22 protein-coding genes are annotated in these 25,666 nt (G+C 71.1%); all 22 read right to left on the bottom strand.

All coding sequences use genetic code 11. From position 1 onward, the window contains the following. Positions 1-8: 8 nt before the first annotated feature. The 22 genes from GJR97_RS01650 to rsmH all read right to left on the bottom strand — a co-directional run bounded on the left by GJR97_RS01650 (position 9) and on the right by rsmH (position 25,581). Entirely contained in the window at positions 9-1,064 is a 1,056-nt protein-coding gene (locus GJR97_RS01650; RefSeq protein WP_154344795.1) for a quinone-dependent dihydroorotate dehydrogenase, read from the bottom strand. A gap of 47 nt (positions 1,065-1,111) precedes the next feature. After that, entirely contained in the window at positions 1,112-1,585 is a 474-nt protein-coding gene (nrdR, locus tag GJR97_RS01645; protein WP_129233566.1) for a transcriptional regulator NrdR, read from the bottom strand. Between the two features lie 24 nt (positions 1,586-1,609). Then, a complete protein-coding gene (gene hisD, locus GJR97_RS01640) occupies positions 1,610-2,923 on the bottom strand; it encodes a histidinol dehydrogenase (protein ID WP_154344794.1) in 1,314 nt (437 codons plus the stop codon). A gap of 48 nt (positions 2,924-2,971) precedes the next feature. Then, positions 2,972-6,442, bottom strand: coding sequence for a DNA polymerase III subunit alpha (dnaE, locus tag GJR97_RS01635; protein WP_154344918.1), 3,471 nt, complete (start codon positions 6,440-6,442; stop codon positions 2,972-2,974). A 137-nt stretch (positions 6,443-6,579) separates the two neighbouring features. Beyond that, positions 6,580-7,500 (bottom strand): RluA family pseudouridine synthase, encoded by a 921-nt coding sequence (locus GJR97_RS01630; protein ID WP_324612996.1) that lies wholly within the window; start codon positions 7,498-7,500, stop codon positions 6,580-6,582. Between the two features lies 1 nt (position 7,501). Further along, on the bottom strand, positions 7,502-8,110 hold the full coding sequence (gene lspA / locus GJR97_RS01625) for a signal peptidase II (RefSeq protein WP_229275904.1): 609 nt from the start codon (positions 8,108-8,110) through the stop codon (positions 7,502-7,504). Beyond that, positions 8,100-8,771, bottom strand: coding sequence for a DivIVA domain-containing protein (locus GJR97_RS01620; protein WP_154344793.1), 672 nt, complete (start codon positions 8,769-8,771; stop codon positions 8,100-8,102). The genes lspA and GJR97_RS01620 overlap by 11 nt, the downstream gene beginning before the upstream one ends. 114 nt (positions 8,772-8,885) lie before the next feature. Next, positions 8,886-9,203: a YggT family protein gene (locus GJR97_RS01615; protein ID WP_324612995.1), complete on the bottom strand. Its 318-nt coding sequence runs from the start codon at positions 9,201-9,203 to the stop codon at positions 8,886-8,888. 10 nt (positions 9,204-9,213) lie between these two features. Then, positions 9,214-9,690 (bottom strand): cell division protein SepF, encoded by a 477-nt coding sequence (locus tag GJR97_RS01610; protein ID WP_129234144.1) that lies wholly within the window; start codon positions 9,688-9,690, stop codon positions 9,214-9,216. Between the two features lie 39 nt (positions 9,691-9,729). Further along, positions 9,730-10,395, bottom strand: coding sequence for a YggS family pyridoxal phosphate-dependent enzyme (locus tag GJR97_RS01605; RefSeq protein ID WP_324612993.1), 666 nt, complete (start codon positions 10,393-10,395; stop codon positions 9,730-9,732). Positions 10,396-10,441: 46 nt separating this feature from the next. Next, positions 10,442-11,641 (bottom strand): cell division protein FtsZ, encoded by a 1,200-nt coding sequence (ftsZ, locus tag GJR97_RS01600; RefSeq protein WP_154344792.1) that lies wholly within the window; start codon positions 11,639-11,641, stop codon positions 10,442-10,444. A gap of 149 nt (positions 11,642-11,790) precedes the next feature. Further along, on the bottom strand, positions 11,791-12,846 hold the full coding sequence (locus GJR97_RS18650; RefSeq protein ID WP_154344791.1) for an FtsQ-type POTRA domain-containing protein: 1,056 nt from the start codon (positions 12,844-12,846) through the stop codon (positions 11,791-11,793). A gap of 10 nt (positions 12,847-12,856) precedes the next feature. Beyond that, positions 12,857-14,263, bottom strand: coding sequence for a UDP-N-acetylmuramate--L-alanine ligase (gene murC / locus GJR97_RS01590; protein ID WP_324612992.1), 1,407 nt, complete (start codon positions 14,261-14,263; stop codon positions 12,857-12,859). Positions 14,264-14,306: 43 nt separating this feature from the next. Continuing rightward, positions 14,307-15,407: an undecaprenyldiphospho-muramoylpentapeptide beta-N-acetylglucosaminyltransferase gene (gene murG, locus GJR97_RS01585; protein ID WP_154344790.1), complete on the bottom strand. Its 1,101-nt coding sequence runs from the start codon at positions 15,405-15,407 to the stop codon at positions 14,307-14,309. Beyond that, a complete protein-coding gene (gene ftsW, locus GJR97_RS01580; RefSeq protein WP_154344789.1) occupies positions 15,404-16,651 on the bottom strand; it encodes a putative lipid II flippase FtsW in 1,248 nt (415 codons plus the stop codon). Before ftsW ends, murG begins: the two co-directional genes overlap by 4 nt. Beyond that, positions 16,608-18,164, bottom strand: a complete 1,557-nt coding sequence (gene murD / locus GJR97_RS01575) for a UDP-N-acetylmuramoyl-L-alanine--D-glutamate ligase (protein ID WP_154344788.1) — start codon at positions 18,162-18,164, stop codon at positions 16,608-16,610. The genes ftsW and murD overlap by 44 nt, the downstream gene beginning before the upstream one ends. After that, positions 18,149-19,243 carry a phospho-N-acetylmuramoyl-pentapeptide-transferase gene (gene mraY, locus GJR97_RS01570; protein ID WP_324612991.1) on the bottom strand — a complete coding sequence of 365 codons (1,095 nt, stop codon included), beginning with the start codon at positions 19,241-19,243 and terminating at the stop codon, positions 18,149-18,151. Before mraY ends, murD begins: the two co-directional genes overlap by 16 nt. Next, positions 19,240-20,652, bottom strand: coding sequence for a UDP-N-acetylmuramoyl-tripeptide--D-alanyl-D-alanine ligase (locus GJR97_RS01565; protein ID WP_154344914.1), 1,413 nt, complete (start codon positions 20,650-20,652; stop codon positions 19,240-19,242). The genes mraY and GJR97_RS01565 overlap by 4 nt, the downstream gene beginning before the upstream one ends. Next, positions 20,649-22,193, bottom strand: coding sequence for a Mur ligase family protein (locus GJR97_RS01560; protein ID WP_324612990.1), 1,545 nt, complete (start codon positions 22,191-22,193; stop codon positions 20,649-20,651). The genes GJR97_RS01565 and GJR97_RS01560 overlap by 4 nt, the downstream gene beginning before the upstream one ends. 13 nt (positions 22,194-22,206) lie before the next feature. After that, a complete protein-coding gene (locus GJR97_RS01555) occupies positions 22,207-23,976 on the bottom strand; it encodes a peptidoglycan D,D-transpeptidase FtsI family protein (protein ID WP_195760583.1) in 1,770 nt (589 codons plus the stop codon). A 76-nt stretch (positions 23,977-24,052) separates the two neighbouring features. Further along, entirely contained in the window at positions 24,053-24,631 is a 579-nt protein-coding gene (locus tag GJR97_RS01550) for a hypothetical protein (RefSeq protein WP_154344785.1), read from the bottom strand. Then, positions 24,628-25,581, bottom strand: coding sequence for a 16S rRNA (cytosine(1402)-N(4))-methyltransferase RsmH (gene rsmH / locus GJR97_RS01545; RefSeq protein WP_154344784.1), 954 nt, complete (start codon positions 25,579-25,581; stop codon positions 24,628-24,630). The genes GJR97_RS01550 and rsmH overlap by 4 nt, the downstream gene beginning before the upstream one ends. Positions 25,582-25,666 lie beyond the last annotated feature (85 nt).

The raw sequence follows: 25,666 nt of genomic DNA, 5'->3' as shown, positions 1-25,666 counted from the left end.
GTCGCTGGTCAGGCGACGGATGCCGCGGCGTGGCGCTCGCGACGGATCCGCTCGAGGCCCCGATTGACCTGCCGCGCCCACGACGGTCCGCGGTAGATGAACGCGGAGTAGCCCTGCACGAGCGTGGCACCCGCGTCGAGCCGCTCCTGCACGTCCTCGGCGGTCTCGACGCCGCCCACCGACACCACGCAGAGGTCGCCGGGCACGTGCTCGCGGATGAGCTTCAGCACCGCGAGCGAACGCGCCGCGAGCGGCGCCCCGGAGAGCCCGCCTGCACCGATCGCCTCGACCTCCGCGGCGGGAGTGACGAGCCCCGCCCGCGAGATCGTGGTGTTCGTGGCGATGATGCCGTCGAGGCCGAGGCGGACCACGAGCTCGCAGATCCGCACGACCTCGGTGTCGTCGAGGTCGGGTGCGATCTTGACCAGGAGCGGCGTGCGGCCTGCCGCCGCGCGGACGGCTTCGAGCAGTGGCGCGAGCGCGTCGAGCTCCTGCAGCCCGCGGAGACCCGGCGTGTTCGGCGAACTGACGTTGACGACGAGGTAGTCGGCGTGCGGCGCGAGCACCTTCGTGCTCCGCACGTAGTCCTCGGTGGCCCGCTCGACGGGCGTGACCCGGCTCTTGCCGATGTTCACGCCGAGCACGGGGCGGTGCCGACGGCGCGACAGCCGCGAGACGCGGCCGGCCGCGGCATCCGCCCCGCCGTTGTTGAATCCCATGCGGTTGATCAGGGCTCGGTCCGCGATCAGGCGGAACAGCCGGGGCCGCTCGTTGCCGGGCTGCGGCACGGCCGTGATCGTGCCGACCTCGACATGGCCGAAGCCCAGGTTCCCGAGGCCGACGACGGCGAGGGCGTCCTTGTCGAACCCGGCGGCGACGCCGAACGGCGAGGGGAATCGCAGGCCGAGCGCCTCGACCGCGAGTTCGGGCGAGGGCCCGGTGGCGCGCTCCACGAGACGGCCGATGCCGAGCGCCGGGAGGGCGCGGATGACGCGGAACGCGAGGTGGTGGGCGCGCTCGGGATCCATGCGCGAGAAGCCGAGGGAGAAGAGGAGTCGATACATGCCTGGATCAGGCTACCCGAGCGGCGTCGGGCCGCCCGACGCGCACGTCACTCCGCAGGTCGGGCCGGGAGCCGTCCGTGCTCCTCGCGGAGCGCCTCGATCGCCGACTCGAAGTCGTCGAGCGACTCGAAGGCCTGGTACACGCTCGCGAAGCGCAGGTACGCGACCTCGTCGAGCTCGCGGAGCGGCGGCAGGATGGCCAGGCCGATGTCGTTGGCCTCGATCTGCGACGCGCCCGTCGACCGGATCGTCTCCTCCACCTTCTGGGCGAGCACCGCGAGGTCGGAGTCGGTGACCGGCCGGCCCTGGCAGGCCTTCTTCACGCCCAGCACGACCTTCTCGCGGCTGAACGGCTCGATCACGCCCGACCGCTTGATGACCGCGAGGCTCGCGGTCTCGGTCGTCGAGAAGCGACGGCCGCACTCCGGGCACTGGCGTCGGCGTCGGATCGAGAGTCCGTCGTCGCTCGTCCTCGAGTCGATGACGCGGGAATCGGGGTGGCGGCAGAAGGGGCAGTACATGGTGCTCCCAGCGTAGCGTCGGGATCAGCGGCGGTCGCCGAAGCGGGCGCTCACCGCTTCGCCGTGCGCGGGGAGGTCCTCCTCCTCGGAGAGCGTCGCGATGACGGGCGCGACCTCGCGGAGCGCCCCCTCGTCGTACCGCACGACCTGCTGGGGGCGCAGGAAGGTGGCCGCGGAGAGCCCGGCGGCGTGCCGTGACTGACCGCCCGTCGGCAGCACGTGGTTCGAGCCCGCGGCGTAGTCGCCGAGGCTGACCGGCGAGTACGGGCCGATGAAGATCGCCCCGGCGTTCTCGATGCGTTCGAGGACCGCGTCGGCGTCCCGCACCTGGATCTCGAGGTGCTCGGCGCCGAACGCGTTCGCGAAGTCCGCCGCCTGCTCCAGGTCGTCCACCAGCACGACCGCCGATTGGGCGCCGTCGAGCGCGGCGCGGATCCGCTCCGAGTGTCGGGTCTCGGTCGCGCGGACGACGAGCCGCTCCAGCACGCGCTCGGCGAACGCGGCCGAGTCGGTCACGAGGACGGCCGCGGCGAGCTCGTCGTGCTCGGCCTGGCTCACGAGGTCGGATGCCACGAAGTCGGCGTCGGCCCCATCGTCGGCGATGACGAGGATGTCGGTGGGGCCCGCCTCGGCATCGATGCCCGTGACGCCCTGCACGACCCGCTTGGCCGCGGCGACGAAGACGTTCCCGGGCCCGGTGACGCGCTGCACGGGATCGAGCCCGAGGTCGGGAACGCCGTAGGCGAACGCGCCGATCGCGCCGGCACCGCCCATGGCGTAGACCTCGTCGATGCCGAGGAGCGCCGCGACGCCGGCGATCGTCGGGTGGATGCGCCCGGCGTGCGCCGCCTGGGCGGGCGAGGCGAGCGCGATCGATCGCACCCCCGCGACCTGGGCGGGCACGACGTTCATCACGACGCTCGAGGGGTAGACGGCCTTGCCGCCGGGCACGTAGAGCCCGACGCGGCCGACCGGCTGCCACCGCTGCTCGACGACGGCGCCCGTCGCGAGCACCGTGCGCTCCGGCGCCGGCACCTGCGCCGCGCTCGCGGCGCGCACCCGTTCGACGGTGGACTCGACGGCGCGCCGCACGTCGGGCCGCAGCGCATCGCGTGCGGCCGCGAGCTCACCGGCACCGACCCGGACGGCCGACGGCCGCACGCGGTCGAACCGCTCGGCCTGGTCGAGCAGCGCCGCCTCGCCGCGGGCGCGCACGTCGTCGATCAGGGCGCGGGCGGGCTCGAGCGCGGCGGCGACGTCGGTCGCCGCCCTCGGGACGAGTGCGAGCAGCTCTGACGGGGTCGGACGGGTGCCGCGGAGGTCGATCGTGCGTAGCATGGCCCGCTCAGCCTAGCGAGCCGCGCGGAACGGCCGCTGGGAGCGACGTCACGCGAGGCAGTTCGGACCGAGGAGGCTCTTCAACTCGCCGTAGAAGTCGGCGCTCACCGCGACCGGATACGGCAGTTCGAACACGCGGGCCGTCCGGCCCTTGGTGAGCTTCAGCCGGACCTCGGTGTCGCCGCGGTGCCGGATGAGCACGTCGCCGAGCGCCGTGATGGTGTCGGTCGTCGCCCGGACGTCGGGCAGCGAGATCACGACCGGACCGGTGCCGTCGTCCTGTCCGACCTCGGGTTCGAACACGCTGTACGCGTGCAGGTTCATTCCGTCGTCGCGCATGCTCACGCGGCCCCGCACGACGACGATCGAGTCGCCCTTCAGCGCCGGCGCGAACTCCTGGTACGCCTTGCCCATGAACATCACCGTGATCTCGCCCGAGAAGTCCTCGACCTGGATCATGCCGTACTGGTTGCCGGACTGGCGGGCGACGCGGTGCTGCACGCTCGTCACGAGCCCGGCGATCGTGGCGACGTCGCCGTCCTGCGTGGCATCCGAGGTCATGAGGTCGGTGATCGTCGTCGACGCGTGCTTCGCGAGCGTCGCCTCGAGGCCGGCGAGCGGGTGGTCGGACACGTAGAGCCCGAGCATCTCGCGCTCGAAGGCGAGCTTGTCGCGCTTGGCCCACTCGGGCCGCTCCGGCACCGGGGAAGGCGCGGCCTCCTTCTCGTGGTCCTCGAAGAGGCTGTCGAAGTCGAAGCCGACGTCGCCGTTCTCCTCCGCACGCTTCTCCTTGACGGCGGCCTCGACGGCACCCTCGTGGATCTCGACGAGCGCACGTCGCGTGTGCCCGAGCGAGTCGAACGCACCCGCCTTGACGAGCGACTCGACGGTGCGCTTGTTCGCGACCTGCGTCGGCACCTTCTTCAGGAAGTCGTGGAACGACTCGAAGCGCCCCTTCGCGTCGCGCGCGGCGCGGATCGCGTCGACCACGTTGAAGCCGACGTTCCGGACCGCGCCGAGGCCGAATCGGATGTCGTCGCCGACGGCCGCGAAGAACCCGATCGACTCGTTCACGTCGGGCGGCAGGACCTTGATGCCCATGCGACGGCACTCGTTGAGGTAGAGCGCGAGCTTGTCGCGCGCATCGCCGACGCTCGTCAGCAGCGCGGCCATGTACTCGGCCGGGTAGTGCGCCTTGAGGTACGCCGTCCAGTAGCTCAGCACGCCGTACGCGGCCGAGTGCGCCTTGTTGAAGGCGTAGTCCGAGAACGGCAGCAGGATGTCCCACAGGGTCTTGACCGCGGCATCCGAGTAGCCGTTGGCCTTCATCCCGCCCGAGAAGCCCTCGTACTGCTTGTCGAGCTCGGACTTCTTCTTCTTGCCCATCGCGCGTCGGAGGATGTCGGCCTGGCCGAGACTGAACCCGGCCACGCGCTGCGCGATGGCCATGACCTGCTCCTGGTAGATGATCAGGCCGTAGGAGGTGTCGAGGATGTCCCTGAGCGGTTCCTCGAGCTCGGGATGGATGGGCGTGATCGGCTGCAGCCCGTTCTTGCGCAGCGCGTAGTTGATGTGGGAGTTCGCTCCCATCGGTCCGGGACGGTACAGCGCGATGACGGCCGAGATGTCCTCGAAGTTGTCGGGCTTCATCTGGCGCAGCAGCGAGCGCATCGGACCGCCGTCGAGCTGGAAGACGCCGAGCGTGTCGCCTCGCGAGAGCAGCGCGTACGCCTCGGGGTCGTCGAGCGCGAGGTCCTCCAGCACCGGGCGGAACCCGCGGTTGGCCTCGATGTTGTCGAGCGCGTCGTCGATGATCGTGAGGTTCCTGAGGCCCAGGAAGTCCATCTTGATGAGGCCGAGCGACTCGCAGGCCGGGTAGTCGAACTGCGTGACGATCTGGCCGTCCTGCTCCCGCTTCATGATCGGGATGATGTCGATGAGCGGCTCGCTCGACATGATGACGCCGGCCGCATGCACGCCCCACTGGCGCTTGAGGTTCTCGAGCCCGAGCGCCGTCTCGAAGACGGTCTTCGCCTCGGCGTCCGTCTCGATGAGGGCGCGGATGTCCCCGGCCTCCTTGTAGCGCGCGTGCTCCGTGTCGAGGATGCCCGACAGCGGGATGTCCTTGCCCATCACGGCGGGCGGCATCGCCTTGGTGAGCTTCTCCCCCATGCCGAACGGGAACCCGAGCACGCGGCTGGAGTCCTTCAGCGCCTGCTTGGCCTTGATCGTGCCGTAGGTCACGATCTGCGCGACGCGCTCGTCGCCGTACTTCTCGGTCACGTACTTGATGACCTCGCCGCGACGACGCTCGTCGAAGTCCACGTCGAAGTCGGGCATGGAGACGCGGTCGGGGTTGAGGAACCGCTCGAAGATGAGGCCGTGCTGGAGCGGGTCGAGGTCGGTGATCCGCATCGCGTAGGCGGCCATCGAGCCGGCGCCGGATCCGCGGCCCGGCCCCACGCGGATCCCGTTGTCCTTCGACCAGTTGATGAAGTCGGCCACCACGAGGAAGTAGCCGGGGAACCCCATCTGCGAGATGACGCCGACCTCGTAGTCGGCCTGCTTCCGCACGTCGTCGGGGATGCCCGCGGGGTAGCGCTCGTGCAGGCCCTTCTCGACCTCCTTCACGAACCAGCTCTGCTCGTCCTCCCCGGCCGGCACAGGGTAGCGCGGCATGTAGTTCGCACTGGTGTTGAACTGCACGTCGCATCGCTCGGCGATGAGGAGCGTGTTGTCGCACGCCTCGGGGTGGTCGCGGAACAGGTGCCGCATCTCGGCGGCGGACTTCAGGTAGAACTCGTCGGCGTCGAACTTGAAGCGGTTCGGGTCGTCGAGCGTCGAGCCGGACTGCACGCAGAGCAGTGCCGCATGGCTCTTCGCGTCGTGGGCGTGCGTGTAGTGCAGGTCGTTCGTGGCGACGAGCGGCAGGTCGAGCTCCTTCGCGAGCCGAAGGAGGTCGTCCATGATGCGCTTCTCGATGCCGAGGCCGTGGTCCATCACCTCGGCGAAGAAGTTCTCCTTGCCGAAGATGTCGCGGAACTCCGCCGCGGCCTGCACCGCCTCGTCGTACTGTCCGAGCCGCAGGCGTGTCTGCACCTCGCCGGACGGGCACCCGGTCGTCGCGATGAGCCCCTTCGCGTAGGTCTGCAGCAGCTCGCGGTCCATGCGCGGCTTGAAGTAGTACCCCTCGATGGATGCGCGACTCGAGAGGCGGAACAGGTTGTGCATGCCCTCGGTGGTCTCTGAGAGCAGCGTCATGTGCGTGTACGCGCCCGATCCCGACACGTCGTCGCCGCCGCCGTTGCCCCAGCGGATGCGCGTCTTGTCGGTGCGATGGGTGCCGGGAGTGAGGTACGCCTCGGTGCCGATGATGGGCTTCACCCCGGCATCCGTCGCCTGCTTCCAGAAGTCGTACGCGCCGAAGACGTTCCCGTGGTCGGTCACCGCGACGGCGGGCATGCCCTCGGCCGCGGCGGCCTTCATCAGCTCGCCCACCCGGGCCGCCCCGTCGAGCATCGAGTACTCGGAATGGACGTGCAGGTGGACGAAGGAATCGGCGGCCACAGGGCTCCTCTTCGAATGGTGCAGCGAGCGGTTCTGGGGTGATTTCAGTCTATGGGCGAACCCCCGTCGAGCGGGTGGCAGCGCGCGTTTCAGTCGCCGGAGAGCACGTCGAGCGCGTGCTCCAGGTCGGCCGGGTAGTCCGACTCGTACGTCGACCACTCCCCTGTGCCGGGGTGCACGAACGACAGCTGCCGCGCATGAAGCCACTGCCGGGTGAGCCCCAGCCGGGCGCTCAGCGTCGGATCGGCGCCGTACATCGTGTCGCCCGCGCACGGGTGCCGCTGCGCGGACATGTGCACGCGGATCTGGTGGGTCCGCCCGGTCTCGAGGTGGATCTCGAGGAGCGAGGCGTACGGGAACGCCTCGATCGTCTCGTAGTGGGTCACGGCGTGCTTGCCGTCGACGGTCACCGCGAACTTCCACTCCGAGCGGGGGTGCCGGCCGACCGGAGCGTCGATCGTGCCCGCGAGGGGGTCCGGGTGCCCCTGCACGACCGCGTGGTAGATCTTCTCGACCTCGCGATCGTGGAATGCGCGCTTGAGCATCGTGTACGCGTACTCCGACTTCGCCACGACCATGAGGCCGCTCGTGCCCGCGTCGAGGCGGTGCACGACGCCCTGGCGCTCGGGGGCGCCGGAGGTCGAGATGCGGTAGCCGGATGCCGCGAGCGCCCCGACCACGGTCGGGCCCTCCCACCCGAGCGACGGATGGGCGGCGACGCCGGCGGGCTTGTCGACGACGACGATCTCGTCGTCGTCGTGCACGATCCCGAGGTCCGGGACGGGGATCGGCTCGACCTGCAGCGTCCGCGGAGGCGCCCAGCTCACCTCGAGCCAGGCGCCCGCGCGGAGCCTGTCCGACTTGTCGACGACGGTGCCGTCGAGGCTGGCGCCGCCGGCCGCGGCGATCTCGGCCGCCTGGGTGCGCGAGAAGCCGAGCAGCTTCGCCAGCCCGGAATCGACGCGGACCCCGTCGAGCCCGTCCGGGACGGGCAGCGAACGGTGCTCCACGTCAGGACTCGCGTGCGAGCTCGGCCGGCGCCCCGCCGCGGGCGTCGTGCCCCGCGGCGTCCGCCTCCGCCGAACCGGTGCCGTCCTCGACGGGCTTCACGGGCCGGGATCCATCCAGGCCGATCCCCCGGATGGTCAGGATCATGAACAGGATCATGCTCGACACGATCGCGATGTCGGCGACGTTGTAGATCGCCGGGAGCATCCAGGGCGTCGAGATGAAGTCGATCACGTGCCCGATGCCGAAGCCCGGCTCACGGAGGAGGCGGTCGGTGAGGTTGCCGAGCACGCCGCCGAGCAGGAGCCCGAACACGAGCGCCCAGGCGATCGAGCGGATCCGACGGGCGAACCAGATGATGAACGTGATCACGCCGGCGGCGAGGATCGTGAACACCCAGGTCATGCCGCTCGCGAACGAGAAGGCGGCACCCGGGTTCCGTACGAACTGCCAGTGCAGCAGGTCGCCGATCACCTGGACGGTCTCACCCTCCGCGAGGGTGGTGACCACGAAGTACTTGCTGACCTGGTCGACGGCGTAGACCGTGATCGCGACGCCGACCAGGACCAGCAGTGCGGTGACGCCGAGCCTGGCCCGCCGCTCAGCCGCCAAAGCCCTGGAAGGTCGGTGCGGGCTGCTCGCCCGAGACGGTCTGGCCGTAGCCGGCGCCGCCGACCTGCACCGGCTGCGCCGTGTCGAGGTCGCGCAGCTGACCCTCGATGTAGCTCTTCAGCTTGGCGCGGTAGTCCCGCTCGAAGACGCGGAGCTCGTCCACGCGCTTCTCGAGCGCGACGCGCTCCTGGTCGAGGATGCCCATCTGGGCTCGCTGCTTCGCCTCGGCCTCCGCGACGATGCGCGCCGCGGTGGCGTGCCCCTCGGCGATGAGCGCATCGCGCTTCTCGACGCCCTCGCGGACGTGCTCCTCGTGGAGCCGACGTGCGAGCTGAAGCAGGTTCGTGGTGCTCGTCTGCTCGTCGATCTCGGACTGCGGAACCGCGGCCTGGGTGGGTACGGCGACCGTCGGGGCGGCGGCTGCGGGCTCGGCGTACGTCGGAGCCGGAGCGGGCGCGGCGGCGGGGGCTCCGGCACCCTCGGCTGCCCGCGACTCGGCGGCGGAGAGGCGCTGGCGCAGCTCCTCGTTCTCCTGGTTCAGGCGGCGGAGCTCGACCACCACCTCGTCGAGGAAGTCGTCGACTTCGTCCTGGTCGTAGCCCTCCCGGAACTTCGTCGCCTGGAAGCGCTTGTTGACCACATCTTCCGGAGTTAGCGCCATGGCTTCCCACCCTCAAATCTGTCGAACGGTTCGATCACGTTCTGCTAACGGTAGCAAGAGAACCTCGCCGATGCAGTGCGCCGGCCGGTCGGCGCGCCCTCATCGCGCCTCGGCTCACGCCGCCGCGGCGGCACCTGCCGCGAGCCACGATACGACGGTCATCGCGATGATGACCACGAGCATCGCGACGCTCCAGCCGAGGTCGAGGGCGATCTGCCCCAGGCGGATCGGCGGGATGAGGCGACGGAAGAACCGCACGAGCGGGTCGGTGACGGTGTACACGGCCTCGACGATCACCAGCACGACACCTCGCGGCCGCCAGGACCGGTTGAACGTCCGCACGAGGTCGAGGACGAACCGCGCCCACATCACGAAGAAGTAGATGAGGAGGAGCGAGTAGACGAGGTTCCAGACGACTGCGAGTGCGCTCACGTCCGGGAGTCTACGCGTGCGAGAAGAAGGAGGACTCCACGTCCCCCTCCGCCTCGCCGGCCTCGCCCGACACGACGACGTGCGCCGGGGAGAGCAGGAACACCTTGCTCGTCACGCGCTCGATCTTGCCGTAGAGGCCCTGCGAGAGGCCGCTCGCGAAGTCGATGAGGCGACGCGCGTCGGCGTCCGACATCTGCGACAGGTTGATGATGACCGGAACCCCCTCGCGGAAGGACTCGGCGATCACCTGGGCGTCTCGGTACTGGCGCGGGTGCACCGTGAGGATCTCGTTCATCTCCGCCTGCGGGGGTGTCGGTTGCACGTGGTGCTTTCGGAGGGGGGTGACGGCGGCGCCGCCCTTGGGGGCCGGCGTGGGCGCAGCGTGCACGACCGGCGCCGGCGACGCCGCGGCCGGGGGCGACTCGGGCTCGAGCTCCTCGTCGGCGAGTCCCAGGTAGACCATGGTCTTCTTGAGCGGGTTCGACATCGCTGCCTCCGTCAGTGGTTCCGTGCTTCGAGGCTAGCCTCAGGCCGGGCGCTTGCCCGTGATTGCCGTGCCGATCCGAAGGTGTGTCGCGCCCTCCAGGATCGCGTCCCGATAGTCGTGGGACATGCCCATGGACAGCGCGGTCGCCGCGGGCGCGAGCGACCGGACCCGCTCGGAGAGCGCACGCGTTCGCGCGAAGGCCACCCGGGCGGACTCGTCGAGCGGCGCGACGGCCATCAGCCCGAGCAGCCGGATCCCCGGCGTGGCGAGGACGCGTTCGACCATCGGTTCGAGCTCGTCGGGTGCGACGCCGCCGCGGTTGGGATCCGTGGTCAGGTTGACCTGGATGAAGCCGTCGACCTCGTCCTCGTCGGAGCGCAGCGCGTCGACGAGCGAGTCCCGGTCGATCGAGTGGATCACCGAGGCGTAGGTGCGCACCTGTCGGGCCTTCTTGCTCTGCAGCTGCCCGACGAAGTGCCAGCGGAGGTCGAGGTCGGCGAGCGCACGAGCCTTCGCCTGCGCCTCCTGGTGCCGGTTCTCGCCGATGTCGCGGACGCCCAGGCTCGCGAGTTCGCGGATGAGCGACTCCGGATGGAACTTCGTCACGACGATCGTGGTGATCTCCCCGGGCTCGCGACCTGCGTCGCGAGCCGCGTCCGCGATGCCGCAGCGAACGGTCTCGAGGCGTTCGGCGAGCCCGCTCACGCGGCGCCGCCCGCGCTGGTCGGACGGCGCCGCGGAGTCCCGGCAATCACTTCAGGAAGTCGGGGATGTCGAGGTCGTCCGAGTCGTCCCCGAACGCGGGGTCCGACACGATCTGGTCGGCGGTCGTACTCGCCTCGCCCCAGTTCGCCGTCTCGACGAGTTCCTCGATGTCGATCTCCGTGATGCCCTCGACCGCGTCCCCGCCGAGCAGTCCGGCCCCGGCTCCGCCGGCGCCGGCCGCTCCGACGGCCGCCGGTACGGCGCTCGGCTGGCGGACCTCCGCGGCTCTCGGCGTCGGGTCTCCGCCATCGAACCCGGCGGCGATGACCGTCACCCGGACTTCGTCGCCGAGCGTGTCGTCGATCACCGCGCCGAAGATGATGTTCGCCTCGGGGTGGACGGCCTCCTGCACGAGTCGTGCGGCGTCGTTGATCTCGAAGATGCCGAGGTTCGAGCCGCCCTGGATCGAGAGGAGCACGCCGTGGGCGCCGTCGATGGAGGCCTCGAGCAGCGGACTCGCGACCGCCAGCTCGGCGGCCTTGATCGCCCGGTCGGCTCCCCGGGAGGACCCGATGCCCATGAGTGCCGAGCCGGCTCCCTGCATGACCGACTTCACGTCGGCGAAGTCGAGGTTGATGAGGCCGGGCGTCGTGATGAGGTCGGTGATGCCCTGCACACCGGCGAGCAGCACCTGGTCTGCGGTGGCGAACGCCTCGAGCATCGAGATCCCGCGGTCGCTGATCTCGAGCAGGCGGTCGTTCGGCACCACGATGAGGGTGTCGACCTCCTCCTTCAGGCGCCCGACGCCCTGCTCGGCCTGGGTCTGGCGGCGCTTGCCCTCGAAGCTGAACGGCTTGGTGACGACGCCGATCGTCAGCGCGCCGATCGACTTCGCGATCCGCGCCACGACCGGAGCGCCGCCGGTCCCAGTGCCTCCGCCCTCGCCCGCGGTGACGAAGACCATGTCGGCGCCGGCGAGCGCCTCCTCGATCTCCTCTGCGTGGTCCTCGGCGGCCCGGCGGCCGACCTCGGGGTCGGCGCCCGCCCCGAGTCCGCGGGTCAGGTCCCGGCCGACGTCGAGCTTGACGTCGGCGTCGGACATGAGCAATGCCTGGGCGTCGGTGTTGATCGCGATGAACTCGACGCCGCGGAGGCCGAGTTCGATCATGCGGTTGACGGCGTTGACGCCGCCTCCGCCGATGCCGACGACCTTGATGACGGCGAGGTAGTTCTGGTTTGTCGACATGTCCGGCCCTCTCTGCGAACTCTGAACCCTGAACCTCTACTCGAAGGTTAAAGTTATGCCGAGTATGCAATTCCTGAATCGAAGGTATGGGGCGCCGACGGACGGCCCGCACGGCGAGCCCGGCGTGTCGCGATCCCGACCGACCGGGATCACCCGGTGACCGGGCTGAGCGGAGCGGAGACGTCGTATCGCGCGACCTGGTCGGGCGGGACCGCCGCCATCAGGTCCTGGAGCACGGTGGTCTTCAGGGCCGCATCGTCCGCGCTCCCCCAGATCACGCTCGCGCCGCCGTCCAACTCGAACCGCACGTCGTCCGCGGAGACCGCCGTGACCGACGCGATCTCCGCACGCAACTCGGCGGGAAGGCTCCGCAGCACTCGCCCGGCCGCCCGGAACGACGGATCGTCGATGCCGCCCTCGACCTGGATGAGCGGAAGCCCGTCCGGCACCGCGTCGACGCGCTCGACGACCACGCCCGCGGCGTCCACCGCCATCAGGCCCGAGGACGTGTCGAGCACCCCGACCGGCGACCGCTCGACGATCCGCACGACGAGCGTGCCCGGAGGCACGGTCTCGGTCGAGTAGGTCTCGATCAGCGGGAACGCGGAGAGCGCGCGCTGGACCTCGTCGGGGGCGATGAGGGGAAGCGGCGTGCCGACGCGGTCGTCGAAGGCGGCCCGGACGTCGGCCTCGGCGATCCGGGACGCCCCCTCGACGCGCACCTCGCGGAGCGCCATGAGCGGCGAGTACGCGATCGCGACCGCGGCGACGCCGATCGCGACGATCGACGCGACGATGGTGATCCACGTCGCCCGGCGGAGCCGGCTCCGCCGCGTGAAGCGCCGCACCTCCTGCCGCTCGTACCTGCGTCGTGCCCGCTCGGCAGCGGCCAGTGCACGACGTGACGCACGATCGTCGCGCCGGGACGGAGCCGCGGCATCGGCGCTGCGACCCTCGTCGCCCCCGCTGTCGTCACCGGCCGCCCCCTCCAGGACCGCGACGCCGCCGACGGGCAGCGCGATGGGTTCCGTCGCGTTCCGGTCCTGGCGGGTCGCGCCCCGCGCCGGCGTCGCGTCGCGGCCGGCGCCGCCGGTGCGCATGCCCGTCGCGGCCGCCGCCGACCCCGCGGCCGGAGCCGCGGTCGTCGACGACGCCCCACCGCCGCGAGCCGGTCGCGCCCCGTCGAATCCCTGCGGCCGCTTCACCGGACTCCGATCAGGCGTCCCGCTCGCGTTCGAGCGAGCCGAGCAGCTGCGGCACGATCCGGTAGACGTCGCCGCAGCCGAGGGTGATCACGAAGTCACCGGGACGCGCGATGCGCGCGGTGTGGTCGGCGGCCTCCTGCCAGTCGGCGATGAACGCCACCCGCCCGGGATGCTCGAATCTCTCGCTGACCAACGCGCCGGTGACCCCCGGCTCCGGGTCCTCGCGGGCGCCGTACACGTCGAGCACCACGGTCTCGTCGGCGTATCGCTCCAGCACCTCTGCGAACTCCTTCGCGAACAGGCGCGTGCGGCTGTAGAGGTGCGGTTGGTGCACGGCGATGATGCGGCCGTCGCCGACGACGGTGCGGGCCGCCGCGAGCGCCGCGGCGACCTCCGTCGGGTGGTGGGCGTAGTCGTCGTACACGCTGACGCCGTCGACGACGCCGTGCAGTTCGAACCGCCGCCCGGTGCCGGCGAACCGAGCGATGCCCTCGAGCGATGCCGCAGGGTCGAAGCCGAGGCCGACCAGCACCGCGAACGCGCCGGCCGCGTTGATCGCGTTGTGCCGGCCGGGGATCCGCAGCTGCGCGCGATGGGTCTGGCCCTCGTGGTCGACGGCGAACGACACGGGCCCGTCGGTCGAGATCGAGTGCACGCGGATCGTCGCATCCGCCGCCTCGCCGAACGTGAGCACGCGCTCGTGCGAGAGCCGGTCCCGCACGCGCGTCGCGCCGGCGTCATCGGAGGAGATCACCACGAACTCGCTCGCCCGGTCGGCGAAGTCGACGAACGCCTGCTCGAACGCGTCGAGTGAACCGTAGTGGTCGAGGTGGTCGGGGTCGACGTTCGTGATGAGCGCCACCGAGGTGTCGTAGAGCAGGAAGGAACCGTCCGATTCGTCGGCCTCGACGACGAACAGCTCCCCCGAGCCGGATGCCGCGCTGACGCCCAGCTCCTCGATGACACCGCCGTTGACGAAGCTCGGATCCTCGCCGAGCGCGAGCAGCCCGGTGATGATCATGCCCGTCGAGGTGGTCTTGCCGTGCGCGCCCGCGACCGAGACGAGCCGCTGGCCGGAGATCACGGAGGCGAGCGCCTGGGAGCGGTGCAGCACGGGCAGCCCGCGCTCGAGCGCCAACTGGTACTCCGGGTTGTCCTGCCAGAGCGCACCCGTCACCACGACCGTGTCGACGTCGTCCGGCAGGTTCTCGGCCGCGTGGCCGATCGCGATCGTGGCGCCGAGCTCGCGCAGCGCCGCGACGTTGGCCGAGTCGCGGACGTCGGAGCCGGTCACGCGATGGCCGGCGCCGAGGGCGAGCCGCGCGATGCCGCTCATGCCCGACCCGCCGATGCCGACGAAGTGCACGGCGCCGAGGTCGGCGGGGATCGCGATGGAGAGGTCGGGCTTGATCGTCACGGTGTCGCGGTGCTTCCTGGAGAGTGGTTCGGTCGGTTCAACGTTACGCGCCTGCGGCGCCGACGCCGCCGTCGCGGTGCAGCGCGCCGTCGACGAGCGCGATCATGCGGTCGGTGCCGTCGAGTGCGCCGACGGATGCCGCGGCCCGCGCCATCCGCCCGAGGCGGTCGCGGTCGGCGAGCAGGGGCACCAGTTCGCTCGCGACCCGGCCCGGCAGGAAGTCGGCGTCGTCGACGAGGACGCCGCCTCCGGCCTCGACCACGCCCGCGGCGTTGAAGCGCTGCTCGCCGTTGCCGACCGGGTACGGCACGTACAGGGCCGGGATGCCGAGCGCGGAGAGCTCGCTCACCGTCGCGGCGCCGGCGCGGGAGACCGCGGCGTCGGCGATCGCGAGTGCGAGGTCCATCCGGTCGGCGTACTCGACCATCCGGTAGTCGGCGATGCCCGGGTCCTCGACCTCGGACTTCGCACCGGTCACGTGGAGCACCTGCCAGCCGCTCGTCGTCAGCACGTCCGCGCTGTCGACCGTCGTCCGGTTGATCCGGCGGGCGCCGAGCGACCCGCCGGTCACGAGCAGCACCGGTCGTTCGGGATCGAGCCCGAAGAACGCGGCGGCCTCCTCGCGCCGCGCCGCCCGGTCGAGGGTCTCGATCTCGCGCCGCAGCGGCATCCCGACGAACTCGGCATGCGGAAGCGGCGTTCCCGCGAACGCGACCCCGACCCCGGCCGCGAAGCGCGCACCCAGCCGATTGGCGAGGCCGGGCCGTGCGTTCGCCTCGTGGATCACCACCGGGATGCCGGCGCCGCGCGCCGCGAGGTAGGCGGGCGTCGACACGTACCCGCCGAAGCCGACGACGACGTCCACGCCGCGATCGGCGATCATCTCGCGCACGTCGGCGATCGAGCGACGGAAGCGAGCCGGGAACCGGAGCGCTGCTCCGTTCGGCCGGCGCGGGAATGGGACCTTCTCGATGGTGAGCAGCTCGTAGCCTCGGGCGGGCACGAGGCGCGACTCGAGGCCCTCGGCCGTGCCGAGCACGAGGACGACCGCCTCCGGGTCGTGCTCGCGCAGCCGGTCGGCGACGGCGAGCAGCGGGTTCACGTGGCCGGCGGTGCCGCCGCCGGCGAGGAGGTACGTCGTCATCGCGAGCGGGTCGCCTTCGAGGTGCGACGCGCGGACGACCGTGCCCCCGACCGCGCCGGGACGCCGGGGTCCCGCGCGACGGAGAGCACCACGCCGATCGCGAACAGGGTCGTGAGGAGGGCGGTGCCACCGGCCGACACGAGCGGCAACGGGACACCGAGGACGGGGAAGACGCCGAGCACGACACCGATATTGACACACGCCTGCCCGACGACCCACACGAGGACGGCCGCGGCGACCGTACGGCCGAACGGGGTCGCCGCCGAGCGCATGACCCTGGCGAGGGCGATCGCGAGCACGACGAAGAGCCCGATCACGACGACCGCGCCGATCAGTCCGAGCTCCTCGCCGATGATCGCGAAGATGAAGTCGTTGTCGGCGGCGGGCAGCCACGACCACTTCGCCGCCGAGTTGCCGAGGCCGACCCCGAAGACGCCGCCGTTCGCCATCGCGAACGTGCCGTGCTGGATCTGCCAGCAGTCGCCGAGGTTGTACCTGGCGCAGTCCTCCTCGAGGAACGCGGTGATCCGTCGCATGCGGCTCTCGCTCGACACCGCGACGAGCGCGAACGCCGCCCCGCCGAACAGCACGGGCACCGCGAGCAGCCGCAGGGGGACCCCGATGAGGAAGAGCGTGCCGAGCAGCATCACCGCCATGACCATGACCGTCCCGAGGTCGCCGCCGAGCAGCACCAGCCCGATCGCCCCGCCCCCGACGAGCAGGATCGGCATGATGCCCTTCCCGAAGTCGCCGAGGTGGTCCTGCTTCTTGGTCACGATGAGGCCCAGCCAGAGCACGAGCGCGACCTTGATGAGCTCGGACGGCTGGAACTGGACCGGGCCGAGTCGCAGCCAGTTCGTGTTGCCGCCGACCTCGACGCCGAGCGGGGTGGCGACGACGAGCAGCTGGAGCACGCAGGCCGCGCCGAGCACGAGCCAGGCGATGCGCATCCAGAACCCCTCGGGCATCCTGCCGGCGAGCAGCATCACCGGGACCCCGATCAGGGCGTACGTCGCCTGCTGCGCGGCACGGGACGTGAAGTCCCCGTCGTTCGCCAGGGCCGACTCGACCTGCGACGAGGAGAGCACCATCACGAGGCCGAGCACGACGAGGAACAGCACCGTGCCGAGGAGCAGGAAGTAGTCCTTCGACTCGGGGCGGAACGCGCCGAGCCGGATCCGGGCGGCGAGCCCGGTCCGCTCAGTCCGCTTGGCCGGCCGGGTCGTCCGAGGCGGGCTGGTCATGCCCCTCCCCTCCGAGCCGGTCGCGGACGGCGTCGTGGAAGCGCCGGCCGCGGTCGGCGTAGTCCGCGAACTGGTCCATCGATGCCGCCGCGGGCGCGAGGAGCACGGTGTCCCCCTCCTCTGCGACCGAGGCCGCGAGGGCGACCGCGTCGGGCATCACGCTCTCAGTGTCATCCGTCGCGACCTCGAAGAGGGGCAGTCCGGGCGCGTGTCGGCGGAACGCCTCGACGAGCGCCGACCGATCGACGCCGATCACGACGGCCGCGCGGAGGCGAGGGGCGTGCCGCGCCACGAGTTCGTCGGCGTCGACGCCCTTGAGCAGCCCGCCGACGATCCAGACGACCGGGCTGAACGCCCGCAGCGACGCCTCGGCGGCGTGCGGATTCGTGGCCTTCGAGTCGTCGATCCAGCGGATGCCGCCCACCGTCGCGACCGTCTGGATGCGGTGGGCGTCGAGGCGGAATGCCGCGAGCGCATCGTGGATCGCCGCGACCGGGACGTCGATGGATCGTGCGAGCGCCGCGGCGGCGAGGATGTTCGCCACGACGTGCGGAACGGCGAGCCCGAGCGGCTCGAGCTCCTCGAGCGTGGTGAGTTCGAGTGCCGCGGTCCGACGGTCCTCGAGGAACGCGCGATCGCAGAGGATGCCGTCGACCACCCCGAAGTCGCTCGGACCGGGCGTGTCGAGGCCGAAGCCGATCGCCCGCGCACCCTCCTCGACCTCGGCGTCCTCGACCATCGACCGGGTCGCCTCATCGGCGCGGTTGTAGACGCAGGCCACCTTGGTGTTGGCGTACACCTTCGCCTTGGCGTCGCGATAGGCCCCGGGCGAACCGTGCCAGTCGTAGTGGTCGTCGGCGAGGTTCAGGCACACGCTCGCGACCGGGTGCACGGCGCCCGGCCCGGTCGTCGGCAGGTGGTGGAGCTGGAAGCTCGAGAGCTCCACGACGAGCACGTCGTACCCGATCGGGTCGCGCACGGCATCGAGCACGGGCACCCCGATGTTGCCGCACGGCGTTACGCGCGCCCCGCCCGCCGAGATCAGCGTCGCGGCCAGCTGCACGGTCGTGGTCTTGCCGTTCGTGCCGGTGACGAGCATCCACTCGGACGCCTTCACCTTGTCGCGCACGCGCCACGCCAGTTCGATGTCGCCCCAGACGGGCACCCCGGTCTCGGCCGCCCAGCGGAGCATCGGGTGGTCGGGCCGGAATCCGGGCGACACGACGACGAGGTCGGGGGCGGATGCCGCGAGATCGTCGGGCACGCGATCGAGCGGGTGCACGACGAAGCCGACCTCGATCACCTCCAGGATGCGTGCGCGCTCGTCGTCGGGAGCGGCCGCGTAGACCGTCACCGTCGAGCCGAGCTCGGCGAGGGTGTCGGCGACGGCGAATCCGGTGACCCCGAGGCCCAGCACGGCGACGCGCAGGTCGCGCCATCCGTCGGAGTGCCAGCTGGTCAGCCCCTCGAGGCGCGCCGCCCCGGCCGCGGAATCCGTCAACTCTGGAGCCATTCGAAGTAGAAGGCGCCGACGCCCGCGGCGACGAACAGCCCGGCGATGATCCAGAACCGCACCACGATCGTGACCTCGGCCCACCCCTTCAACTCGAAGTGGTGGTGGATCGGGCTCATGAGGAAGATCCGCTTGCCTCCCGTCACCTTGAAGTACGCGCGCTGCACGATCACCGAACCCGTCTCGATCACGAACAGGCCACCGATGAGCAGGAGCAGCAGCTCGGTCTGGCTCGTGACCGCGAGCGCCGCGAGGGCGCCGCCCAGGGCGAGCGAGCCCGTGTCGCCCATGTAGATGTGGGCGGGATTGGTGTTCCACCACAGGAACCCGACGACGGCGCCGACGATCGCGGTCGCGACGATCGCGAGGTCGAGCGGGTCGCGCACGTCGTAGCTGCGATAGAGGTCGCTCGGATTGAGGTTCTCGCTGAACCGCGACTGGTTGAACTGCCAGAACCCGATGATGATGAACGAGCCGATTGCGAGGATCGACGCGCCCGATGCGAGCCCGTCCAGGCCGTCCGTGACGTTCACGCCGTTGGAGGCGGCCGCGGTGAGCAGCACGATCCAGGCGACGTACGCGATGATGCCGACGATCGTCCCGAGCACCATGAAGTCGAGCGGGAGGTCGCGGATGAACGAGATCTTCGTCGAGGCGGGAGTGGCCCCCTCCGCGTTCGGGAACTGCAGCGCGAGCAGCGCGAAGACGGCCGCGACGAGCGTCTGGCCGGCGATCTTCGCCCAGCCGCCGAGTCCGAGGCTCTGCTTCTTCCGCGTCTTCAGGAAGTCGTCGAGGAAGCCGACGAGGCCGAGTCCCACCATCATGAACAGCACGAGCAGCCCGGAGGCGGTCGGGCCGTCCCCCACGAGGGTCGTCGCGACGAAGTACCCGAACAGCGTGCCCAGGATGAAGATGATGCCGCCCATCGTGGGCGTCCCGCGCTTGACGTGGTGCGTCTTCGGACCGTCGTCGCGGATGAACTGGCCCCACCCGAGCCTCGTGAACAGCCGGATGAACAGGGGGGTCAGGAACAGGGTGAACGAGAGCGACAGGGCTCCGGCGGTCAGAAGTGCTCTCACGCGAACCATTCTCCCAGTCGGTCGCCGAGGTGGCGGAGGCCCGCCGAGTTCGACGATTTCACGAGCACGGTGTCCCCCGGTCGGGCCATCCCGGTCACGAGGTCGAACGCCTCGTCCGCGGACTCCACGTACGCCGACTCGCCGTCCCACGAGCCCTCGTTGATCGTCGTGATGTGCAGGCGCCGCGCGCCCTCCCCCACGACGACGAGCTGCGAGATGCCGAGCCGCACAGCGAGCAGGCCGATGCGGTCGTGCTCCTCGCCGGAGAACTCGCCGAGCTCGCTCATCTCGCCGAGCACGGCGATGGTGCGGGAACCCGGTCGCTTCACCTGTGCGAGCGTCTTCAGCGCGGCCGCCATCGAATCGGGGCTCGCGTTGTACGCGTCGTTGATCACCGTGATGTCGTCGCGCCCGCCCATGACCTGCATGCGCCACTGCTCGGCGAGCGTGACGCGCTCCAGGCCCGTGACGACGGTGGCGAGCGGCACGCCGAGTTCGAGGGCGGCGGATGTCGCGGCGAGGGCGTTCATGACGTGATGCTCGCCGAGCACCGAGAAGCGCACCCGCGCGGACTCGCCGCCGGGCGCGGTGATCGTGAACTCCGTGCCCCTCGGGTGCACGACGAGGTCGGTCGCGCGGACGTCCGCACCTTCGCCGAGCCCGAACCACACGACGCGAGCGGCCGTCCGCTCGGCCATGGGGACCACTCGCGGGTCGTCGGCGTTCAGCACCGCGACATCCGTCGGCAGCAGGTCGGTGACCATCTCGGACTTGGCCTGGACGGTCTTCTCGATGCCGCCGAACTCGCCGGCATGGGCGAGCCCGACCTTCAGGACGATGCCCACGTCGGGCCGGGCCATGCGGATGAGTCGGGCGATCTCGCCGACCCCCGACGCGCCCATCTCGGCGACCAGGAACTCCGTGTCCTCGGTCAGCTCGAGCATGGTGGTCGGCGCGCCGACCTCGTTGTTGTAGCTCTTGCGGGCGGCGACCGTCGGGCCGACCTGCTCCAACACCGTGCGCAGCAGGTTCTTGGTGGTGGTCTTGCCGTTCGACCCGGTCACGCCCACGATCCTCAGCCGGCCGTGCGCGCGCACGCGCCGGACGACCTCGGTCGCGAGCGCGCCGAGCGCGTCCACGGAGTCCTCCACCACGATCTGGGCGACCGGCAGCTCCAGCAGGTGCTCGACGATGAGGAGCGCAGCGCCCCGCTCGACCGCGGCGGGCGCGAAGCGGTGCCCGTCGTCGAACTCGCCGCGCTTGGCGACGAAGATCCCGCCCGGCTCGACCTCACGCGAGTCGGTCGTGACGGCGCCGTCGATGACGGTCCCGGTCGATGCGTCGGTGCCGGCCGGCTCGAATCGTCCGGAGGTGGCGGCCGCGATCTCGGCCATGGTCAGCGCGATCATCCGAGCCACCCCGCTTCCTGCAGTGCCAGCCGGGCGTCGTCCCGGGCCGAGTACGGGTGCTTCACTCCGGCGACCTCCTGGTAGTCCTCGTGGCCCGGTCCCGCGTAGAGGACGGCGTCGCCCTCTCCGACGAGCGCGAGCGCGTGACGGAACGCGGCGCGCTGATCGGCGATCTCGTGGATCTCGCGATCGGGGACGGCGGCCCTGGCACCGGCGATCAGCGCCGCGCGGATGGCCGCCGGGTCCTCCCATCGGGGGTGGAAGTCGGTGATGACCAGCACGTCGGCGCCGCGCGCCGCGATCGCGCCCATCTCGGCGCGCTTCGTCGTGTCGCGGTCGCCGTCGGCGCCGAAGACCATCACGACGCGACCGTCGGTGGTGCGGCGGATCGCCTCGAGCGCCTGCGCGAACGCGTCGGGCGTGTGGCCGTAGTCGATGTAGACCACCGGGCCGCGCTCACCGGAGACCCGCTCGGTCCGGCCGGGGATGTAGGCGTCGATGCCGTGCGCTCCGACCGCCGCGGCGATCAGCTCGAGGTCGTTCCCCGCCTCGACGAGCATCACGATCGCGAGGGCCGCGTTCGCGGCGTTGTACCGCCCGATGAGCGGGATGCTGGTCTCGAGCGATCGGCCGTCGGGTCCGTCGAGTCGGAAGCTCGTCCGAGTCGGCGTCTCGTCGAGGACCTCCAGCCGCCAGTCGGCGTCGACGCCGGGCTCGACCGCGAGGGTCGTGACCGGGATGCGCGACTCCGCCACGAGACGCTCGCCCCACTCCGAGTCCACCGTGACGACGCCGCGGCGCGCTCGCTCGGGCGTGAAGAGCTCGCGCTTCGCGTCGAAGTACTCCTGCATCGACGCGTAGTCGTCGAGGTGGTCGTGCGACAGGTTCGTGAATCCGACCACGTCGAAGACGATCCCGTCGACGCGGTGGCGACTGAGCGCCTGCGCGGAGACCTCGATGCCCACGGCCCGCACGTCGACCTCGCGCATGCGCGCGAGGAGGGCGTGCAGCTCGCTGGCCTCCGGGGTCGTGAGCGAGCTCGTCACGGCCTCGTCGCCGATCCGGCGCTCGGCGGTCGAGGTGAGACCGGCGGTCGTGCCGAGCTGGCGGAGCACCGCGTACAGAAGGTAGACGACGCTCGTCTTGCCGTTCGTGCCGGTGACGCCGAACAGGGTCGCCGGGTTGTCGGACGTTCGGTGGATCCAGGCCGCGACGTCGCCGAGCGCGGCGCGCGCGTCTGGGGTCACGAGGACCGGGATGCCGGCATCGATCGCCCGCTCGGCGCCTGCGGCATCGGTCAGCAGCGCGACGGCGCCGTTCGCCGCCGCCTGGGCGGCGTAGTCGGCGCCGTGGGCGTGGCGGCCGGGGACCCCCACGTACAGGTCGCCGCCGTGGACCGCGCCGGAGGCGATCGCGACGCCGGTCACGTCGAGGTCGTCGATCCCGCCGCGCACCTCGAATCCGAACGCGTCCGCGAGGCCGCGGAGCGATCGAGGACTCGGGTGCTGCGGCCGGAGTGCCGTGGGAGGCGATCCGGTCACGAACCCAACTTTCTCACCAGGTGGCTGGTAACTCGGGCGCCTGGGCGCCGGACGGAACGGTCCGATACTTCTTCAGCACCTGGCTCATCACCTGCTGGAAGACGGGAGCCGATGCGGCGGACGAGTTCATCTTAACGGGGTTCATGATGCTGACCGAAACGACGAACTCAGGGTCGTCCGCCGGAGCGAAGCCGGATACCGACACCAGGTAGCCCGACTGGTACCCGCCGTTGCCGTCCGGCACCTGGGCCGTGCCGGTCTTGGCCGCGACGCGGTAGCCCGGGACCTGCCACTGGTCGGCCAGCCAACCGTTCAGGTAGACCTGTTCGAGCATCCGGCTCGTCTGGTCGGCGGCCTCCTCGGACACCACGCGCCGCCCCTCGACGGCCGGCACCTCGGTGACGGTCCCGTCCGCGTTGCGGCACCCGTCGACGAGCGTCACCGGCATGCGCACACCGCCGTTGGCGAGCGCTTGGTACGCGCTCGTGATCTGGATCGCCGTCGTCGTCAGGCCCTGGCCGAACATCGTCGCGTACTTCGTCTGGTTGTCCCAGCCCTCGGGTCCACCGTGGAGGTCGCCCGGCTCCTCCCCCGCGAAGCCGACCTCGGACACCGCGCCGAGGCCGAAGTCGAGCATGTCCTGGTAGCGGCGCTCGTCGCTCACCTTCTCGCCGAACATCGACATGGCCGTGTTCGAGGAGTCGATGAGCATGCCCGTCATCGTGTAGTTCGTCGGGCCGTGGTAGTGGCTGTCGTTGATGTTGGCGCCGTTCGGCGGAAGGTACCGGTAGTCGGCCGTGACGCCGCTGGTCGGCGACCCCTCGCCCGCGTCGATGACCGACGCCGACGTCAGCGCCTTGAAGGTCGAACCGGGCTCGAACGGCGACGAGAACGCGCGCGAGCCGCGGTCGGCGGCGTCGACCGAGCTCGGCGAGTTCGGGTCGACCGTCGGGACGTCGGCGACCGCGAGGAGCCTGCCCGTCCGGGCCTCCATCACGGTGACGGTCGCCCAGTCGGCACCGGTCTCGGCGACCCGGGCGGCGGCGACCCGCTGCACGAAGTACTGCAGGTCCGCGTCGATCGTGAGCTGCAGGTCCCCGCCGTCGTGCGCGGCCGAGTTCACGACCTCGGAGCCCGGGATCGCGACCCAGTCCTTGAGGCTGTGCAGCCAGGTCATCTCGCCGTCCTCGCTCGCGAGGCACGCGTTCTCCGAGTACTCCAGCCCGGCGCCCGGCTCACCCTCGTCGGTGACGAAGCCGAGCAGGTTGCCGCCGACGGCGCCGTTCGGGTATCGACGGCTCGGCACCTCCTCGGAGTAGACGAACGGGATGCGCAGCGCCTTCACCTGCTCGTAGACGTCGGTGTCGACGCGCTTGGAGACGTACGAGAAGTCGGCGCCGGGGTCCTTCGCGAGCTCGCCCTCGATCTGCGTGCGCAACTCGCCCGCCGATCGCCCGATCACCCCGCCGAGCTCGGCGAGGGCGTCGTCGAGCGTCACGTCGACCTCCTCGCCGTCCGACCCGGCCCGCTCGAACGAGCCGGTCGCCATCGCCTGCTTCGGCGAGATCGTGATGTTGTAGCGCATCGCGCTCTCGGCGAGCACGGTGCCGTTCGCATCGAGGATGGCGCCCCGCTCGCCGTAGAGCACCCGGGTCTCCGAGCGCACGTCCTTCGAGGCCTCGTTGAGTTCGGCGGCGCGGACCACCTGGATGTCGACGAGGCGCACCACGAACCAGCCGACGATCAGCACGAGGGCGAGCCCGGATGCGATGATGCGGCGCATCGGGTGACGGCTCACTCGGTTCATCGGCTGGTTCGCTCCGTCCGGCGTCGGGTCGTGGTCTGGGTCGCCGGCGCGGTCAGTGCGTCGCCGGTGTGGGAAGTCCGCCCGTCAGCGCCGGCGGAGCGGCAGGCGTGCCGTCCGCGGGCGTCGCGGGCTTCCCCTCCCCGCCCTTCGCAGTCTCCCCCTCGGCGCGTTCGGTCACGAGCGGCACGCCGTCGATGAGCGCATTGGGAACGAGTGACGCCGACGAGGTCGCAGCCCCCGCGGCGGCGGTCGGGTCCCCGAGCACCGCGCCGTCGGAGAGCCGGAGGTAGACCGGAGCGGAGTTCGGGACCATGCCGAGCGCCTCGGCGTTGGCCGCGAGGAACTGCGGCGACTCGAGTCGGTCGAGGTCGTCGGAGAGCTTCTGCTGCTCGCGCTGCAGCTCGGCCTGGCGGAGGAGCTGCTCGTCCATCTCGTAGGCGCCCTGGGTCATCGCGATGGACAGGAGCAGCTGGACGATCGCGATCGCTCCGATCGAGGCGAGTGCGACCACGGCGTAGGCGAGCCGAGGGCGGGCGCGTCGCTCGCCCCGCTCGGGCGCCGGGCGGAGCCGGGGCGCCGCGGTCGGCGCCCACCGCCGCGCGGGTCGGGTCTGGGCCGGCAGTGCGCTCACGACGGCCTCCTCACTCGTTCTGCGGCACGCAGGCGCACCGGCTTCGCACGCGGGTTCTCCGCCTGCTCCGACTCGTCGGCGAGTTCGGCGCCCCGGACGAGGAGCTTGAACTGCGGGCGATGCTCCGGAAGCTCCATCGGCAGCCCTGCGGGCGCCGTGGAGGTGGATGCCGCTGCGAGGACGCGCTTGACGAGGCGGTCTTCGAGCGACTGGTAGGACAGCACGACGATCCGACCGCCCACGGCGACGAGCTCGAGCGCGGCGGGCAGTGCCCGTTCGAGCACCGACAGCTCCTCGTTGACCTCGATCCGAAGCGCCTGGAAGACGCGCTTGGCCGGGTGTCCTGCCCGCTGCACGGCAGCGGGCGTGGCGTCGTGGAGCACCTCGACGAGCCGGCCGGAACGCGTGATCGGCGCCTCGGCACGCGCCCGCACGATCGCGCGGGCGTACCGCGCCGCGAGCTTCTCCTCGCCGTAGTCCCGGAAGATCCGTCGAAGCTCGTCCTCCGAGTACTCCGCGATGACGTCGGCTGCGGTCCTGCCGCGCGTGGAGTCCATGCGCATGTCGAGGGGCGCGTCCTTCGCGTACGCGAAGCCGCGTTCCGCGCGGTCGAGCTGCAACGACGAGACGCCCAGGTCGAACAGGATCGCGTCGACCTCGGCGAACCCCTCGCCGCGGACCGCCTCGGCGATGCCGTCGTAGACGGTGTGCACGAAGTGCGCCCGGTCGCCGAACTTCGCCAGCCGCTCGGTCGCGATCGCGATCGCGTCGGTGTCGCGGTCCAGGCCGATGGCGATCGCCTTCGGGAACCGCTCGAGGACGGCCCGCGCGTGGCCCCCCATGCCGAGCGTCGCGTCGACGTACACGGCACCCTCGCGGTCGAGTGCCGGAGCCAGCAGCTCGAGCGTCCGCTCGAGCATCACCGGCGTGTGGATCCGTTCGATGTCCATGAGTCTCCCTCCCTCCGGGCCTCCGGGTCCCGATCCCCATCCGTTCGTCCTGCTGCGGGGAAGTGCAGCAGGCTCGCACGGCTGG

This window comes from Agromyces kandeliae, assembly GCF_009674665.1.
In the GTDB taxonomy this organism is placed as follows: Bacteria; Actinomycetota; Actinomycetes; order Actinomycetales; family Microbacteriaceae; genus Agromyces; species Agromyces kandeliae.
This window is presented reverse-complemented; position numbering and strand designations above follow the sequence as displayed.

What these genes read in the sequence shown, in the direction of transcription:
- GJR97_RS01650 (WP_154344795.1), bottom strand. Translation starts at nt 1,064, where the DNA reads ATGTATCGACTCCTCTTCTCCCTCGGCTTCTCGCGCATGGATCCCGAG.
- nrdR (WP_129233566.1), bottom strand. Translation starts at nt 1,585, where the DNA reads ATGTACTGCCCCTTCTGCCGCCACCCCGATTCCCGCGTCATCGACTCG.
- hisD (WP_154344794.1), bottom strand. Translation starts at nt 2,923, where the DNA reads ATGCTACGCACGATCGACCTCCGCGGCACCCGTCCGACCCCGTCAGAG.
- dnaE (WP_154344918.1), bottom strand. Translation starts at nt 6,442, where the DNA reads ATGCTCGACGGGGCGGCCCGGGTGGGCGAGCTGATGAAGGCCGCCGCG.
- GJR97_RS01620 (WP_154344793.1), bottom strand. Translation starts at nt 8,771, where the DNA reads ATGGCGCTAACTCCGGAAGATGTGGTCAACAAGCGCTTCCAGGCGACG.
- GJR97_RS01610 (WP_129234144.1), bottom strand. Translation starts at nt 9,690, where the DNA reads ATGTCGAACCCGCTCAAGAAGACCATGGTCTACCTGGGACTCGCCGAC.
- ftsZ (WP_154344792.1), bottom strand. Translation starts at nt 11,641, where the DNA reads ATGTCGACAAACCAGAACTACCTCGCCGTCATCAAGGTCGTCGGCATC.
- murG (WP_154344790.1), bottom strand. Translation starts at nt 15,407, where the DNA reads ATGACGACGTACCTCCTCGCCGGCGGCGGCACCGCCGGCCACGTGAAC.
- ftsW (WP_154344789.1), bottom strand. Translation starts at nt 16,651, where the DNA reads ATGACCAGCCCGCCTCGGACGACCCGGCCGGCCAAGCGGACTGAGCGG.
- murD (WP_154344788.1), bottom strand. Translation starts at nt 18,164, where the DNA reads ATGGCTCCAGAGTTGACGGATTCCGCGGCCGGGGCGGCGCGCCTCGAG.
- GJR97_RS01565 (WP_154344914.1), bottom strand. Translation starts at nt 20,652, where the DNA reads ATGATCGCGCTGACCATGGCCGAGATCGCGGCCGCCACCTCCGGACGA.
- GJR97_RS01555 (WP_195760583.1), bottom strand. Translation starts at nt 23,976, where the DNA reads ATGCGCCGCATCATCGCATCCGGGCTCGCCCTCGTGCTGATCGTCGGC.
- rsmH (WP_154344784.1), bottom strand. Translation starts at nt 25,581, where the DNA reads ATGGACATCGAACGGATCCACACGCCGGTGATGCTCGAGCGGACGCTC.